The sequence below is a fragment of the Variovorax sp. NFACC27 genome (genome assembly GCF_048301545.1).
GTDB classification, from domain to species: domain Bacteria; phylum Pseudomonadota; class Gammaproteobacteria; order Burkholderiales; family Burkholderiaceae_C; genus Variovorax; species Variovorax gossypii.
Window position 1 is genome coordinate 7,582,441 of record NZ_CP157613.1, and the last position, 15,697, is coordinate 7,598,137.

Here is a 15,697-nt window from a genome sequence, read left to right on the forward strand (position 1 = left end):
GCGCGCCCGCAAATGGCCAAATTCTTTATCGACCGACCGATCTTCGCCTGGGTGATCGCACTGTTCATCCTGGTGGTGGGCGGCGTGTCAATCACCCAGCTGCCGATCTCGCAGTACCCGCCGGTGGCGCCACCCGCCATCGTCATCAACGTCGCCTACCCCGGCGCCTCGGCCCAGACGCTCGAGGACAGCGTGCTGTCCGTCATCGAGCGTGAAATGAACGGCTCCCCGGGCCTGATCTACATGGAATCGGTGGCCCAGGCCGACGGCACCGGCTCCATCACGATCAGCTTCGAGCCCGGCACCAACGACGACCTCGCGCAGGTGGACGTGCAGAACCGGCTGTCGCGCGCGACGCCGCGCCTGCCCTCCGCCGTGACGCAGCAGGGCGTGCGCGTGGACAAGTCGCGCAACAACTTCCTGATGTTCGTGATGCTGTCCTCGGACAACCCGAACTTCGACCCGGTGGCGCTCGGCGACTACGCCGCGCGCAACGTCGTGCCCGAGCTGCAGCGCGTGGTCGGCGTGGGCCAGGCGCAGCTCTTCGGTTCCGAGAACGCGATGCGCGTGTGGATCGACCCGGCCAAGCTGCAGGGCTTCAACCTGTCGTCGACCGACGTCAACAACGCCATCCGCGCGCAGAACGCGCAGGTGTCCTCGGGCACGCTGGGTGACCTGCCCAACATTCCCGGCCAGGCCATCGCGGCCACGGTGACCGTGAACGGCCAGCTCGTCAACGTGGAGCAGTTCCAGAACATCGTGCTGCGCGCCAACACCGACGGCTCGACCGTGCGGCTGAAGGACGTCGCGCGCGTGGAGCTCGGCGGCCAGTCGTACGCCACCTCGGCCCGCCTGAACGGCGTGCCCGCGGTCGGTATCGGCGTGCAGCCCACGCCCAACGGCAACGCGCTGCAGTCGGCCAAGGCGATCCGCGCCAAGATGGCCGAACTCGAGCGCTACTTCCCGCAGGGCGTGAAGTGGGCGATTCCGTACGACAGCTCGCGCTTCGTGCAGATCTCGATCACCGAAGTGGTCAAGACGCTGCTGGAAGCCGTGGCGCTGGTGTTCATCGTGATGTTCCTGTTCCTGCAGAACTGGCGCTACACGATCATCCCGACCATCGTGGTGCCGATCGCGCTGCTGGGCACTTTCGCCTCGCTGCTGGCGCTGGGCTTCTCGATCAACGTGCTGACCATGTTCGGCATGGTGCTGGTGATCGGTATCGTGGTGGACGACGCCATCGTGGTGGTGGAGAACGTCGAGCGCATCATGAGCGAGGAGGGGCTGCCGCCGCTCGAAGCCACGCGCAAGGCCATGAGGCAGATCTCCGGCGCCATCATCGGCGTGACGGTGGTGCTGATCTCGGTGTTCGTGCCGCTGGCCTTCTTCGCGGGCTCCACCGGCAACATCTACCGCCAGTTCTCGGCGGTGATGGTGGCCTCGATCGCCTTCTCGGCCTTCATGGCGCTGTCGCTCACGCCGGCGCTGTGCGCCACGCTGCTCAAGCCGGTGGAAGCCGGCCACCACCACGAGAAGACCGGCTTCTTCGGCTGGTTCAACCGTGGCTTCTCGCGCACGGCCAAGGGCTACGAGAGCGTGGTCGCGCGCATCCTGCGCCGCGCCGCGCGCTACCTCGTGATCTACGTCGCGATCATCGGCGCGGTGGTGTTCACCTACACCCGCCTGCCGAGCTCCTTCCTGCCGCAGGAAGACCAGGGCAACATCATCGTGAACGTGCAGCTGCCGCCTGGCGCGACGCAGGAGCGCGCGCTGTCGGTCATGCAGCAGGTCGAAGGCTTCATCCTGAAGCAGCCCGAAGTGGAAAGCATGGTGGGCGTGATGGGCTTCAGCTTCTCTGGCCAGGGCCAGAACGCCGGCCTCGCCTTCGTGACGCTCAAGGACTGGGAAGAACGCAAGGACCCGGCCCACTCGGCCAGCGCGCTCGCCGGCCGTGCCTTCGGCGCGCTCTCGGGCATCCGCGACGCCTTCATCTACCCGCTGAGCCCGCCGCCCATTCCCGAACTGGGCAACGCCAGCGGCTTCAGCTTCCGCCTGCAGGACCGTTCGGGCGCGGGCCACGACGCGCTGATCAAGGCACGCAACCAGCTGCTGGGCATGGCCTCGCAGAGCAAGGTGCTGGCCCAGGTCCGTCCCGACGGCCTGGAAGACGCGCCGCAGCTGCAGATCGACATCGACCGCGACAAGGCGAACGCGCTGGGCGTGAGCTTCGACGCGATCAACACGACGCTGTCGACCGCGCTGGGTTCGAGCTACATCAACGACTTCCCGAACCGCGGCCGCCTGCAGCGCGTGGTGGTGCAGGCCGACGCTCCGGCGCGCATGCAGCCCGACGACCTGCTCAAGCTGAACTCCAGCAACACGCAGGGCCAGCCGGTGCCGCTGTCGGCCTTCGCGACCACCAAGTGGGTCACGGGCGCCACGCAGACGGTGCGCTACAACGGCTATCCGGCGATCCGCATCAGCGGCGACGCGGCACCCGGCTACAGCACGGGCGCGGCCATGGCCGAGATGGAAAAGCTCGCCAAGCAGCTGCCGCAAGGCTTCGGCTTCGAATGGACCGGCCAGTCGCGTGAAGAAAAGCTCGCGGGTTCGCAGGCCATCATCCTGTATGCCTTCGCGATCCTGGCGGTGTTCCTCTGCCTGGCCGCGCTGTACGAGAGCTGGTCGATCCCGCTGTCGGTGATCCTGGTGGTGCCTCTGGGCGTGCTGGGCGTGCTGGTGGCGACGATGCTGCGCTCCTATTCGAACGACGTGTACTTCCAGGTGGGGCTGATCACCATCATCGGCCTGTCCGCGAAGAACGCGATTCTGATCATCGAGTTCGCGAAGGACCTGCAGGCCCAGGGCAAGGGGATCATCGAATCGGCGCTCGAAGCCGCCCACCTGCGGTTCCGCCCGATCATCATGACCTCGCTGGCCTTCGGCCTCGGCGTCGTGCCGCTGTTCATCGCCTCGGGCGCGGGCTCCGCAAGCCAGCGCGCCATCGGCACCGGCGTGCTCGGCGGCATGGTGACGGGTACCGCCCTCGCCGTGATCTTCGTGCCGGTGTTCTTCGTGGTGGTGCGCAAGCTGTTCAAGGGCAGCGCGCGCCAGCACGAGGCCGACAAGCGACACGCCGAAGCCGCCGGCATTGCACCGGAGCAACCACAACATGACTAAGAAACTGATTCCAACCGCGCTGGCCGCCGCGATGCTGCTGGCGGGCTGCTCGCTGATCCCGACCTACGAGCGCCCCGCCGCGCCGGTGCCGACCACCTACCCGGGTGATCCGGCGCAGCCGTCCGGCCAGGCCGCGGCCAACCTGCCGTGGCAGGACTTCTTCACCGACCCGCGGCTCGCGGGCCTGATCCGCACGGCGCTCGCGAACAACCGCGACCTGCGCGTATCGGTGCTCAACATCGAGCAGGCGCGCGCGCAGTTCCAGATCGAGCGCTCCAACCTCTTCCCCGCGCTCGGCCTCACGGGCACGGGCTCGCGCTCGAGCCCCAACGCCTACCAGGCGATCGACCCGAGCCAGGGCAGCGTGTCGTCGCAGTACGCCGTCAACTTCGGCTTCACCTCGTGGGAGATCGATTTCTTCGGCCGCATCCGCGCGCTGAAGGACCAGGCGCTGGCGCAGTACCTCGCCACGGACGAGACCCGCAAGGCGGTGCAGACCAGCCTGATCGCGTCTGTGGCCAACGGCTGGCTCACGCTGCTGGCCGACGACGAGCTGCTGGAGATCACGCGCCAGACCATGGTCACGCGCGAAGAATCGGTGCGCCTTACCAAGCTGCGCTTCGACAACGGCGTTTCGTCGGAACTCGACTACCAGGCCGCGAACGGTCAGCTCGAGGCCGCGCGCGCGGCCTACGCGCAGCAGCAGCGCACCCGCGCGCAGGACGAGAACGCCCTCGCCCTGCTGCTGGGCGCTCCGGTGCCGGCAGATGCGACGGCGGGTGGTGCGAAGGGCCTGGACGGCATCAAGCCGATGCCCGACGTGCCGGCCGGCCTGCCCTCGGACCTGCTGGCGGAGCGGCCCGACATCCGCTCGGCCGAGCAGCAGCTGATCGCGGCCAACGCCAACATCGGCGCGGCGCGCGCGAACTTCTTCCCGCGCGTGTCGCTGACTAGCTCCATCGGCACCGCGAGCAGCGAGTTCTCGGGCCTGTTCGACCGCGGCTCCAAGGCATGGTCGTTCGCTCCGATGGTGACGCTGCCGATCTTCGACGCCGGCCGCAACATCGCCACGCTCGACTCGGCCAAGGCCGGGCGCGAGATCGCGGTGGCGCAGTACGAGAAGTCGATCCAGACCGCGTTCCGCGAAGTGGCCGACGCGCTCGCGGGCCGTGCCACGCTGGGCGAGCAGGTACGCGCGCAGCGTGCGCAGGCCGATGCGGAGTCGGTGCGCTACAAGCTCTCCGACCTGCGCTATCGCAACGGCATCGCCAGCGCGCTCGACCTGCTCGATGCGCAGCGCTCGCTGTTCACGGCCCAGCAATCGGCCGTGAACTCGCGCCTGCTGCAGCTGCAGAACCAGGTCACGCTCTACCGGACGCTGGGCGGCGGCTGGGCCACGCGCGACGGCAACGGCGAGAAGGGCTGAAGCCCTCGAGGGCGTCTCGAGCCCGATCAGGGCCGAGACGCCAAGGCGTCCCATAAGGGTGCTCCCTTGCTCCCGCCGGCAAGGGCACTCCCTATAATCGCCGGTTGGTTAGGAAAAGCCCCCCGACGAGCCCCCGATAATTGAGGACGCGAATGAGCGCAGACCCGCATTACCAGGCCACAGAAGAAGCCCACACCGGGCCGATCAAGAACCCGAAGCAACTGCTGCTCGCGGTATTTTTTTCCTTCATTGTCCCGATCCTGATCATCGTGGGCCTTGTCTCCTACGTGGTCTCGGGCACCAAGCCCGCCGGCACCGCCGAGGGCGAGAACATGGCGCTCTACGGCGTGACCAAGGAAGCGCGCGACCGTGACGTGGCCGAACGCCTCAAGAAGGTCGGCAGCATCGAGATCCGCGACGCCAACCGCCCGCTCGCAGCCGGCGAGGCCGTATTCAAGGCCCAGTGCGTCGCCTGCCACGGAGCGCCCGGCATCCCCGGAGCCCCTCACCTGAACGACGCCGCAGCCTGGGGCCCGCGCATCGGCCAGGGTTATGCAACGCTGCTCGAACATGCCCTGAAGGGCAAGGGCGCCATGCCTGCGCAGGGCGGCGGCGACTTCGAAGACCTCGAAGTTGGCCGTGCCGTGGTCTACATGGCCAATGCCGGCGGCGCCAAGTTCCCGGTGCCGGATCGCCCCGCCGCAGCAGCCGCGGCGCCTGCCGAAGGCGCTTCAGGTGCGGCTCCTGCCGCAGCGGCCAGCGCGCCAGCCAAGTAAGCGTTTTCCCTGATCAGCCACGAAAGAAAGCCGGCCCAGCGCCGGCTTTTTTCATTCAGGGGTGCGACGCGGCCGCAACGGCGGCGTGGCGTTCGGCAGGGCTCAGCACATGGCCGAAGCGCGCCGGCAACTCGCCGGCCTGCACGTTCGCGGGTGTCCACAGGCCCCGTTCCACGGCTTCCGCCGCGATGCCCACGTCCTGCGTGTGCACCAGCCCGAGCCCGAGCGGCGAGACCAGGTAGAGCCGCCCTTCCTCATCGAGCAGGCAATCCGACACCGTGGTGGCCACGCCCGTATGGGCCGTGACGGCGAAGCCGCCGCTCGCATTCGCATCCTCGGCAACGCGCCAGACCAGCGGCGAGGCCTCCAGCTCCACGTAGACGCGCTGCGGCCCGTTCTGGAAGAACCACTGGCCTTCGTCGTCGTGCTCGTAGTTGCGGTGGATGAATTCGATCAGCTTGTCGTGCCGCAGCATCGAGCCCTTGGCCGAGCGGAACGGGCCCATGGCCTGGGTGCGGTCGTCGCGCATGTACCAGTTGCCGCGGGCGTCGAGGCCGAGCCAGCCGTAGCAGTGCGGCACGTTGGGCCACTTGGCGAGTGCTTGTTTGACGATGTCGTCCATGGCAGCATTTTGCTCGCCCCCGGCTCCGTGCACTTCGTGTCATTTCGCCAACCCCCTACCGGGGGCGGGCCGGCCGCTTCGGGCGGCCGTGCGCGGCGGCCCTCACGAATGAACAGGGGGTGCGAACTGAGCCAACCACCCGCCGACCCGCTCTGGCATGCCCCGCACATGCCCCGGCGGCGACCCCATCGGAAAGCCGACGTGCCCGCCATGCGCGGGCTGCCACAGCGTGACGTGCGCCCCGACCTCGCCGGGCTTCGGCAGGCTGCTCGCCGGAATGAACGGATCGTTGCGCGCATTCACCACCAGCGCGGGCACGCGGATCGAGGCCAGGTGCGGCTTGGCCGAGCCCCGGGCCCAGTAGTCGTCGGCGTCGCGAAAGCCGTGCAGCGGGGCGGTGAAGACGTTGTCGAATTCGTAGAGGTTGCGCGACGACACCAGCCGCTCGCGGTCGAACAGGCCCGGAAACTGCGCCAGCTTGGCCAGCGCCTTGGGCTTCATGGTCGCGAGGAACATCCGCGTGTAGACCAGCTTGTTGAAGCCCCGTCCGATGGCCTCGCCACCCGCCGCGAGGTCGAGCGGCGCGCAGACCGAGGCCACGGCACTCACCGCGCCGGAGGCAGTCTCGCCCGCTTCGGAAGCCCATCGCATCAGCGCATTGCCGCCCAGCGACACGCCCGCCGCCAGCACCGGCCCTCCGCCCTTCTGCGCATGCTGCTCGCGCATGCGCGCGAGGATCCAGCCGATCTCCTCGAAATCGCCCGAGTGGTAGGCGCGCGGCGCTAGGTTCATCTCGCCGCTGCAGCCGCGGAAGTGAGGCACCGCGAAGGCCATGCCGCGCGACGTCGCAAAAGCCGCGAAGGCTTCGGCGTAGTGGCTGCGCGACGAGCCCTCGAGTCCGTGGAACAGCACCAGCAGCGGCCTCGCGCCGGCAACCGGCGCATCGACGAAGTCAACGTCGATGAAGTCGGCGCCGTCCGGCGTGGACCAGCGCTCTCGCCGGTAGACCGGGGCCGGCCCGTCGAAACGGCGGGCATAGAGCGCGGCCCAGATGGTCTGCAGGTTGCCGCCGGGCAGCCAGCGCGGCGCCGCGTAGTCCATCGACTCGAAGGAAGTCGCGGCGGCAGCCGCAACAGGAGAAAAGGAAGCTGCGGGAGAAAGCATCAATCGATCGTCAATGCAGGACCTGGGGTGGGTCGTTCGCGTCGTCCGGTTCGCGCGCGGTGCCGGGGCTCGCGTGATGCGCCACCATGCGCCAGCCCTGGGCGGTCTTGTGATAGACGTTGGTCGCCAGCACGAAGGCATGGCGCGGCCCCTCGGCGGTGAGCACCTCGATGCGCTCGAGCACGTTGTGCACCGCGCTCGCGAGGGAATCGATCTTGCGCACCCGCGCCGGCATGGCGTGGATCGCGCCGTTGCCGAACATCTGCTCGAAGGCCGCGCGGATCGCCACGGCCCCCACCAGCCTCGGGCCGCCGGGGTGCACGCAGAACACCTCGTCCTCATCGGCCCAGCAGGCCATCAGCGCATCGATGTCGCCGCGCTGCAGCGCTTCGTAGAAGGCCGCCTCGACATCGTCGGCGGTACCGCCGATGGCCGCGGCGGCGCGGAGTGGGGTCTTGGGCATGGCGTGATTTTGCCGTGCGCTCCATGACGCCGGCACTGCACCGCTTTGGTCCTTGCCGCACCGGCTGGCCGCAGCCTGGCCGGATCGCATGCTCCGTTTTGGACCAAATGGTCAAAAAGAAAACGCCAATTTCTCATAAACCATTGATCTGAAAGGACTTATCCAACTGGCACGGCGCATGCAAGGAGCCTCTCGAACCCGCAACAGGAGCCCTTCCAATGAACGTCGGCATCTTCATTCCCATCGGAAACAACGGCTGGCTGCTTTCCGAGAACGCACCGCAGTACAAGCCCAGCTTCGAGCTCAACAAGCAGATCACGCTGAAGGCGGAGCACTACGGCGTCGACTTCGCGCTGTCCATGATCAAGCTGCGCGGCTTCGGCGGCAAGACGGAGTTCTGGGACCACAACCTGGAGTCCTTCACGCTCATGGCCGGCCTCGCCGCGGTCACCAGCAGGATCAAGCTCTTCGCCACCGCCGCCTCACTGGTGATGCCGCCGGCCATCGTGGCGCGCATGTCGTCCACCATCGACTCGATCTCCAACGGCCGCTTCGGCCTCAACCTCGTCACCGGCTGGCAGCGGCCCGAGTACTCGCAGATGGGCATGTGGCCCGGTGACCAGTTCTTCGGCACCCGCTACCAGTACCTGTCCGAATACATCCAGGTGCTGCGCGACCTCTGGGGCAAGGGCTCGTCCGACTTCAAGGGCGACCACTTCAAAATGGACGACTGCCGCCTGAGCCCGCAGCCGCAGGCCGACATGAAGGTGATCTGCGCCGGCCAGAGCGACGCGGGCATGGAGTTCTCGGCGAAGTACGCCGACTACAACTTCTGCTTCGGCAAGGGCGTGAACACGCCCAAGGCCTTCGCGCCCGCGGCCGAGAAGCTCATCGAGGCCACCGCGAAGACCGGTCGCAAGGTCACCACCTACGTGCTGATGATGGTGATCGCCGCCGAGACCGACGAGGCCGCGCGCGCCAAATGGGAGCACTACAAGGCCGGCGCCGACCACGAGGCCATCGCATGGCTGGGCCAGCAGGGCGCGGCCGACACGAAGTCGGGCGCCGACACCAACGTGCGCCAGATGGCCGACCCGACCTCCGCCGTGAACATCAACATGGGCACGCTCGTAGGCTCGTACGAGAACGTCGCGCGCATGCTCGACGAAGTGGCAGAGGTGCCCGGCACCGAAGGCGTGCTGCTGACCTTCGACGACTTCGTGCAGGGCGTCGAAGCCTTCGGCGAGCGCATCCAGCCGCTGATGAAGAGCCGCGCGCACGTGCCGAGTCCCGTGCCCTCGCAGGTCGAGCCCGAGCGCCTCGCGGCCTGAGCGGAAGGAGCGCCACATGACCACTCCCGCACGCAACACCACCCTCACCTCGAACACGCCCGTCGGCGCACCGCGCGCACCCGGTGCGCCGGCGCCGCTGATACTTCCCGCACGCCCCGAGCCGCTCGCGCTGCACGCGAGCGACTCCGCACTGATCGTCGTCGACATGCAGAACGCCTATGCATCCATCGGCGGGTATGTCGACTCGGCCGGCTTCGACATCTCCGGCGCGCAGGGCACCATCGCCGGCATCGTGCGCGCCATCGCGGCGGCACGCGCCGCCGGCATGCTCGTCGTGTTCCTGCAGAACGGCTGGGACGCGGGCTACGTCGAGGCCGGCGGCCCCGGCTCGCCGAACTGGCACAAGTCGAACGCGCTCAAGACGATGCGCGCGAAGCCCGAGCTGCAGGGCAAGTTCCTCGCCAAGGGCGGCTGGGACTACGAGCTCATCGAGGAAATGAAACCGCAGGCCGGCGACATCGTCGTGCCGAAGACGCGCTACAGCGGCTTCTTCAACAGCACGCTCGACAGCACGCTGCGCGCGCGCGGCATCCGCCACCTGGTGTTCACCGGCATCGCCACCAACGTGTGCGTCGAATCGACGCTGCGCGATGCCTTCCACCTCGAGTACTTCGCCGTGATGCTGGAAGACGCCACGCACGAACTCGGCGGGCCCGCGATCCAGAAGGCCTCGGTCTACAACGTGGAGACCTTCTTCGGATGGGTCTCCACGGTGGACCACTTCTGCAGCGTCTTCGCGCCCGCCTCCACTACCCACCCCGCACCGGCCGAAGCGGCCATCGCCTGATTTCTCTTCACCAACAAGGAGTCTCCATGCCCAAGCAAGCCATCATCCCTCCCGGCACCGGAGTGCCGATCGCCCCCTTCGTTCCCGGCACGCTCGCCGACGGCGTGCTCTACGTCTCGGGCACCCTGCCCTTCGACAAGGACAACAACGTGGTGCACGTGGGTGACGCCAGCGCGCAGGCGCGCCACGTGCTCACCACCATCAAGGGCGTGGTCGAGGCTGCCGGCGGCACCATGGACGACGTGACCTTCAACCAGATCATGCTCAAGGACTGGGCCGACTACGCGAAGATCAACGCGGTGTACGCCGAGTTCTTCCCCGGCACCAAGCCCGCGCGCTACTGCATCCAGTGCGGCCTGGTGAAGCCCGATGCGCTGGTCGAGATCGCCTCGATCGCACACGTCGGCAAGAAGGCCTGAGCTTCATGAGCGCCCTGCACTACGAGGTGCACGGACCGTCCGGCGTGGCAGCCACGGTGCTGCTGTCGTCGGGCCTCGGCGGTTCCGCCGGGTTCTGGCAGCCGCAGCTCGGCGCGCTGATCGTCGCCGGGTACCGCGTCATCGCCTACGACCAGCGCGGCACGGGCCGCAGCCCTGCCGCATTGCCCGAGGCCTATGCCATCGCGGACATGGCCCGGGACGTGATCGAGATCCTCGACGCGACGAACACTTCGCAGTGCCACTTCGCAGGCCACGCGCTCGGCGGCCTCGTCGGGTTGCAGCTCGCGCTCGACGCACCTTCGCGCATCGCGAGCCTCGCGCTCGTCAATGCGTGGTCGAAGCCCAATCCGCATTCGGCGCGCTGCTTCGATACACGGCTCGCACTGCTGGGCGCGTGCGGACCGCGCGCGTATGTCGAAGCACAGCCGATCTTCCTTTACCCCGCCGCCTGGTCCGCGGGGAACGCTCAGCGCGTGGCCGACGAAGTCGATCACGCCTTCGCGCACTTTCCGGGAGAAGCCAACATGAGGGCGCGCATCGCCGCCCTTCGGGCATTCGACGTCGACGCACGCCTCGCCGACATCGCCGCTCCCGCACTGATTGCAGCGGCCAAGGACGACACCCTCGTGCCCTGGACCTGCTCCCAACGCCTGGCCGACGGCATGCGCGACGTCACGCTCGACTTCGTGCCGCATGGCGGCCATGCCCACAGCGTGACCGAGGCGGAAGCCTTCAACCGCAGCCTGCTCGACTTTCTTTCGCGGGTCAGCGCACCCGCCGTTCCAGCATGACCTCCACCAACACTCTCGACGACGCCGCGCTTTCGCTGCTCTTCACCGGCGCGCGCACCCACAACGGCTGGACCGCCGAGCCCGTCACCGACGCGCAGCTGCGACAGATCTACTCGCTCGCGAGCCTCGGTCCCACCTCGGCCAACTGCTCGCCCGCGCGCTTCGTCTTCGTGCGCACGCCCGAAGGCAAGCAGCGCCTCGCACCGGCTCTCTCCAAGGGCAATCTCGACAAGACCATGGCCGCGCCCGTCACGGTCATCGCCGCGTGGGACCGCAAGTTCTACGACAGGCTGCCCACGCTGTTCCCGCATGCCGACGCGCGCAGCTGGTTCACCGGCAGCCCCGAGGCCGCGCACGAGACCGCCTTCCGCAACGCCAGCCTGCAGGCGGGCTACCTGCTGCTCGCGGCGCGCGCGGTCGGCCTCGATGCGGGTCCGATGTCGGGCTTCGACAAGGCGAAGGTCGACGCGGCCTTCTTCGAGGGCACCGACTGGACCGTCAACTTCCTCATCAACCTCGGCCACGGCGACGCGTCGAAGGTGTTCGGCCGCCTGCCGCGGCTGGCCTTCGACGAGGCCTGCGTGCTGGCCTGAAGGAGCCGCGCGACATGCTGCACAACGCCATGGCCTCGAACCCCGTCTCCCCATCGGCATCGATTCCCCCCGGCTTGCAGAAGGCCGACTACCGCAATGCGATGGCACGGCTGGGCGCAGCGGTCAACATCATCACCACCGACGGTCCCGCGGGCCGCGCGGGCTTCACTGCCTCGGCAGTCTGCAGCGTGACCGACGAGCCGCCGACGCTGCTGGTGTGCCTGAATCGTTCGGCCTCGGTGTACCCGGCATTCAAGGCGAATGGCGTGCTGTGCGTCAACGTGCTGGCTGCCGGGCACCAGTCGCTGTCCGCGCTCTTCGGCGGCAGGACGCCGATGGACGAGCGCTTCGCCGCAGCCCGCTGGAGCAGCAAGACCACCGGCTCGCCGGTGCTCGACGACGCGGCCGTGTCCTTCGACTGCCGCGTGGTGCACGCGACGAGCGCGGGCACGCACGACGTGCTGTTCTGCGAGGCCGTCTCCATCGCTATCGGCGGCGCGGCGCAGGGCCTCATCTACTTCGACCGGCAGTACCACGAGATCGCGGCACCGCAGCAGCACTGATCTCTTTTCCTTCCCTCTCCCCAAGGGGAGAGGGAGCAAGCCTCAGCGCGGCGCGATGCCCTGGAGAACGATGCGCTGCACGTTCTCCACCGTGCGCTCGAAGAATGCCTCGTCTTCCAGCGTGTGCCCCGACAGCGCCTGCACCTGTACGCCGAAGTCCGCGTAGTGCTGCGTCACCGCCCACAGCGCGAAGATGAGGTGATGCGGATCGACAGGCGCCAGCTTGCCCGCTTCGATCCATGCGCGGATCACTTCCGATTTCTTCTCCACCAGCGTGCGCAGTTCTCGGTCGAGTTCGTCGCGCAGCAGCGGCGCGCCCTGGATCATCTCCAGGCAGAAGAGCCGCGACGCATCGGGCCGGTCGCGCGAGATCACCAGCTTGCGGCGGATGTAGTCGCCGATGGCCTGGGCCGGGTCCTGCTCCGCGCTGAAGCCGCGTAGCGGTTCGAGCCACAGCGCGAGCAGGTCGCGCAGCACGTTGACGTAGAGCTCTTCCTTGTTCGCGAAGTAGTAGAGCAGGTTGCTCTTCGAAACGTCGGCGCGCGCCGCCACCTGGTCGATGGACGTGCCATGCAGGCCGAAGCGCGAGAACAGCCCCAGCGCGGCACCGAGGATCGCGCTGCGCTTGTCCTCGATCTGGCGCAGCCTGCGGTTCACCGCGGACGCGCTGCGCACCGCGGGCTTCGCGCGCTTGCGCACCGGGATCTCTTTGCTGGCGCTCGCGGCCAGTGCTTTGGTCTTCGGCATCTTCCCTCGCTCTTCCCTCGTTCGTTCGGTCGTGAATCGGTGGACAGGACAACGCACCACTGTAAAGCCGCGATGCATCGCCTTGCGCCGCAACCGTCTTCGCGGCACGGCAATGCGCACCATGCTGACGCGACGGATGGGTTTTGTCCATTTGGTCCAACTGGCACAGACGTTGCATGGCGAAAGGCATGCCAAGCATGAGGAACCTGCCATGACCCTGCTTTCCGTACCCATCATCGATCTCGCGCCCTACTTCGCCGGAACCGCCGAAGGCAAGGCGGAGGTAGCGAAGAAAGTCGACGAGGCCTGCCGCAGCATCGGCTTTCTCGTCATCACCAACCACGGCATCTCGCCCGATCTGATCTCGCGCGTGTCATCGCTCTCGCGCAGGTTCTTCGACATGCCGCTGGGCGAGAAGCGCAAGGTCGATCGTCCGCGCGAGGACGCGGTGCGCGGCTACAGCGCGGTGGGAGAGGAAGGCCTCTCCTACAGCCTCGAGGAGGCGGCGCCGGGCGACCTGAAGGAATCGTTCTCCATCGGCCCCTCGAACGTGCCGGACGACGACTACCACCGCGGGCCTGCCGCAGGCCCGCACTTCGAGCCCAACAGCTGGCCGCCCATCGAGGGCTTCCGCGAAGCCTACGAGGGCTACTTCGATGCGATGAGCGATCTCTCGCGCTCGCTGATGCGCGTCTTCGCGCTCGGCCTGTCGCTGCCCGAGTTCTTCTTCGACGACAAGATCGACAGGCACATCAGCATGTTCCGCGTGCTGAGCTACCCGCCGCAGCGCGAGCAGCCGCTGCCCGGCCAGCTGCGCGCGGGCGCGCACAGCGACTACGGCAGCCTCACCATCGTCCTGCCCGACGACAAGGGCCTGCAGGTGTTCAACAAGGCCGGCCAATGGGTCGACGTGCCGCAGGTCGAGGGCGGCCTGGTGGTCAACATCGCCGACCTCATGATGCAGTGGACCAACGACCAGTGGGTGTCCACGCTGCACCGCGTGATCAACCCGCCCTTCGAGGTGGCGAGCACCAACCGCCGCCAGTCGCTGGTGTTCTTCCACCAGCCCAACTACGACGCGATGGTCGAGTGCCTGCCCAGCTGCCTCGCACCGGGCGAGCAGGCGAAGTACGCGCCCATTTCCTCGGGCGACCACCTCACTTCGAAGTTCGTCAAGCAGACGACCTTCGGCGGCACCAAAGTGGCGGCCTGAACGCATGGCTCACCTGTCCTACGTCAACGTCTTCGCGAAGGACGTTGTCGCCCTCAGCGGCTTCTACCAGCGCGTGTTCGGCTTCGAGGAGATCGAGGCGATCCGCTCGCCGATCTTCCGCGGGCTCGATACCGGCAAGTCGAGCCTCGGCTTCAACGCCCTCGATGCCTACGAGCTGCTGCACCTGAGCGAGTTCTCGGACACGCGCGGCGTGAAGTTCCTGCTGAACATCGACGTCGACAGCCAGGCCGATGTCGACCGCATGGTGCCCGTTGCGCTCGAAGCCGGCGCCACGCTCGTGAAGCCGCCGTACGTCACCTACTACAACTGGTACCAGTCGGTGCTGCTCGATCCCGAGGGCAACGTGTTCCGCATCAACTTCATGATGTGACGCGCGCTGCGCCGCTTCTTTCCGTTTCGCCTCTCCTCCCTTCAACGCTTCTTCAACGCCTCTTCTCAAAGGTAGTTCCATGCAGCAGCTGCGCACCCTCACTCCCGGCCTGGGCCTAGCGATGACCATCGCGGCCGGCGGCGCGTTCTTCACCTCGCTGCCCGCCGCGGCGGCCGACGGCTTCACGCTGAAGGACAAGCCGAAGATCGCGATGCTCTACTTCGGCCCCAAGAACGACGGCGGCTGGACGCAGGCCTTCGACGAGGCCCGCGTGAAGATCGAGAAGGAGATCGGCCAGAAGATCCAGTTCGTGGAGAACGTGCCCGAGGACGCGTCGGCCATCAAGCCGGCGGCCGAGAAGTTCATCCAGCGCGGCGCCAACATCGTGATCGGCACCGCCTTCGGCTACTCCGACAGCTTCAAGGACCTGGCCGCCAAGTACCCCGACGTGGCTTTCCTCAACGGCTCTGGCACCACCAACGGCAGCAACCTCGAATCGTTCTACGGCCGCACCTACGAGAGCCAGTACCTCTGCGGCATGGCCGCCGGTGCCGCATCGAAGACCGGCAAGCTCGGCTTCGTCGCGGCCAACCCTTTCGGCGTGGTGAACTGGACCATCAACGCCTTCGCGCTCGGCGCGCAGAAGATGAACCCGAACGCCACCGTCAACGTGATCTACACCGGCGCGTGGAACGACCCGGTGAAGGAGCGCGCGGCGGCCGCGGCGCTCATCGACCAGGACGCCGACGTGATCGGCCAGCACGTCGACAGCCCCACGCCGCAGATCGTCGCGCAGGAGCGCGGCGTTTACGGCACCGGCCACCACCGCGACCTGCGCCAGTTCGCGCCCAAGGCCACGCTGTGCTCCTCCGTGTGGGTGTGGGACCGCTTCCTGACGCCGGAGCTCAAGAAGATCATCGCCGGCGGCTGGAAGCCCGCGCAGTACGGCGCCTTCATCGAGATGAAGGACGGCGGCACCGACATCGCCGGCTTCGGCCCCGCGGTGCCCAAGGACAAGGCCGCGCTCATCACCGCCGAGCGTGACGCGATCATGAAGGGCAAGCAGATCTACGCCGGCCCGCTCGCCGATCGCGACGGCAAGGAACGCGTGGCCAAGGGCGCCGTGCTGTCGGACGCCGACCTCTGGAAGATGGACTGGTTCGTCAAGGGCGTGGTCACGCAGAAGTAA

16 protein-coding genes are annotated in these 15,697 nt (G+C 67.6%); 12 read left to right on the plus strand and 4 right to left on the minus strand.

Features of this window, described 5'->3' with window-relative positions:
• The first annotated feature begins 12 nt into the window (after positions 1–12).
• From ABL840_RS35510 to ABL840_RS35520, 3 genes are all read left to right on the plus strand, one after another.
• A complete protein-coding gene (locus tag ABL840_RS35510; RefSeq protein ID WP_093206410.1) occupies positions 13–3,180 on the plus strand; it encodes an efflux RND transporter permease subunit in 3,168 nt (1,055 codons plus the stop codon).
• Positions 3,173–4,606: an efflux transporter outer membrane subunit gene (locus ABL840_RS35515; RefSeq protein ID WP_093306941.1), complete on the plus strand. Its 1,434-nt coding sequence runs from the start codon at positions 3,173–3,175 to the stop codon at positions 4,604–4,606. Before ABL840_RS35510 ends, ABL840_RS35515 begins: the two co-directional genes overlap by 8 nt.
• Positions 4,607–4,758: 152 nt before the next feature.
• Positions 4,759–5,382, plus strand: a complete 624-nt coding sequence (locus ABL840_RS35520; RefSeq protein WP_093206408.1) for a c-type cytochrome — start codon at positions 4,759–4,761, stop codon at positions 5,380–5,382.
• A gap of 55 nt (positions 5,383–5,437) precedes the next feature.
• Here the strand turns inward: ABL840_RS35520 and ABL840_RS35525 are convergent, their stop codons facing one another.
• The 3 genes from ABL840_RS35525 to ABL840_RS35535 form a co-directional block, all read right to left on the minus strand.
• Positions 5,438–6,004 carry a DUF2946 family protein gene (locus ABL840_RS35525; RefSeq protein WP_093306940.1) on the minus strand — a complete coding sequence of 189 codons (567 nt, stop codon included), beginning with the start codon at positions 6,002–6,004 and terminating at the stop codon, positions 5,438–5,440.
• Between the two features lie 102 nt (positions 6,005–6,106).
• Positions 6,107–7,105, minus strand: a complete 999-nt coding sequence (locus ABL840_RS35530) for a YheT family hydrolase (protein ID WP_093306939.1) — start codon at positions 7,103–7,105, stop codon at positions 6,107–6,109.
• Between the two features lie 73 nt (positions 7,106–7,178).
• Positions 7,179–7,631, minus strand: a complete 453-nt coding sequence (locus ABL840_RS35535) for a YybH family protein (protein ID WP_093206406.1) — start codon at positions 7,629–7,631, stop codon at positions 7,179–7,181.
• 218 nt (positions 7,632–7,849) lie between these two features.
• Here ABL840_RS35535 and rutA point away from each other — a divergent pair, with 218 nt between their 5' ends.
• Genes rutA through rutF form a run of 6 tightly spaced genes read left to right on the plus strand, consistent with a single transcriptional unit; the run spans position 7,850 to position 12,157 of the window.
• Positions 7,850–8,962, plus strand: a complete 1,113-nt coding sequence (gene rutA, locus ABL840_RS35540) for a pyrimidine utilization protein A (RefSeq protein ID WP_093306938.1) — start codon at positions 7,850–7,852, stop codon at positions 8,960–8,962.
• Positions 8,963–8,978: 16 nt separating this feature from the next.
• The gene (gene rutB, locus ABL840_RS35545; RefSeq protein ID WP_418116112.1) at positions 8,979–9,770 is read left to right on the plus strand and encodes a pyrimidine utilization protein B; all 792 of its coding nucleotides are present in this window, start codon (positions 8,979–8,981) and stop codon (positions 9,768–9,770) included.
• Between the two features lie 26 nt (positions 9,771–9,796).
• Positions 9,797–10,189 carry a pyrimidine utilization protein C gene (gene rutC / locus ABL840_RS35550; RefSeq protein ID WP_019657601.1) on the plus strand — a complete coding sequence of 131 codons (393 nt, stop codon included), beginning with the start codon at positions 9,797–9,799 and terminating at the stop codon, positions 10,187–10,189.
• A gap of 5 nt (positions 10,190–10,194) precedes the next feature.
• Entirely contained in the window at positions 10,195–11,001 is an 807-nt protein-coding gene (gene rutD, locus ABL840_RS35555) for a pyrimidine utilization protein D (RefSeq protein ID WP_093306937.1), read from the plus strand.
• Positions 10,998–11,594 carry a malonic semialdehyde reductase gene (locus tag ABL840_RS35560; protein WP_093306936.1) on the plus strand — a complete coding sequence of 199 codons (597 nt, stop codon included), beginning with the start codon at positions 10,998–11,000 and terminating at the stop codon, positions 11,592–11,594. The genes rutD and ABL840_RS35560 overlap by 4 nt, the downstream gene beginning before the upstream one ends.
• A gap of 14 nt (positions 11,595–11,608) precedes the next feature.
• A complete protein-coding gene (rutF, locus tag ABL840_RS35565) occupies positions 11,609–12,157 on the plus strand; it encodes an NADH-dependent FMN reductase RutF (protein WP_093206401.1) in 549 nt (182 codons plus the stop codon).
• Between the two features lie 42 nt (positions 12,158–12,199).
• Here the strand turns inward: rutF and rutR are convergent, their stop codons facing one another.
• On the minus strand, positions 12,200–12,904 hold the full coding sequence (rutR, locus tag ABL840_RS35570; protein ID WP_093206400.1) for an HTH-type transcriptional regulator RutR: 705 nt from the start codon (positions 12,902–12,904) through the stop codon (positions 12,200–12,202).
• A 211-nt stretch (positions 12,905–13,115) separates the two neighbouring features.
• On the opposite strand from rutR, the gene ABL840_RS35575 reads away from it, so the two are divergent.
• The 3 genes from ABL840_RS35575 (at position 13,116) to ABL840_RS35585 (ending at position 15,697) form a co-directional block, all read left to right on the plus strand.
• Positions 13,116–14,117, plus strand: coding sequence for an isopenicillin N synthase family dioxygenase (locus tag ABL840_RS35575; protein WP_093306935.1), 1,002 nt, complete (start codon positions 13,116–13,118; stop codon positions 14,115–14,117).
• Positions 14,118–14,121: 4 nt separating this feature from the next.
• On the plus strand, positions 14,122–14,508 hold the full coding sequence (locus ABL840_RS35580) for a VOC family protein (RefSeq protein ID WP_093206398.1): 387 nt from the start codon (positions 14,122–14,124) through the stop codon (positions 14,506–14,508).
• 79 nt (positions 14,509–14,587) lie between these two features.
• Positions 14,588–15,697 (plus strand): BMP family ABC transporter substrate-binding protein, encoded by a 1,110-nt coding sequence (locus ABL840_RS35585; RefSeq protein ID WP_093306934.1) that lies wholly within the window; start codon positions 14,588–14,590, stop codon positions 15,695–15,697.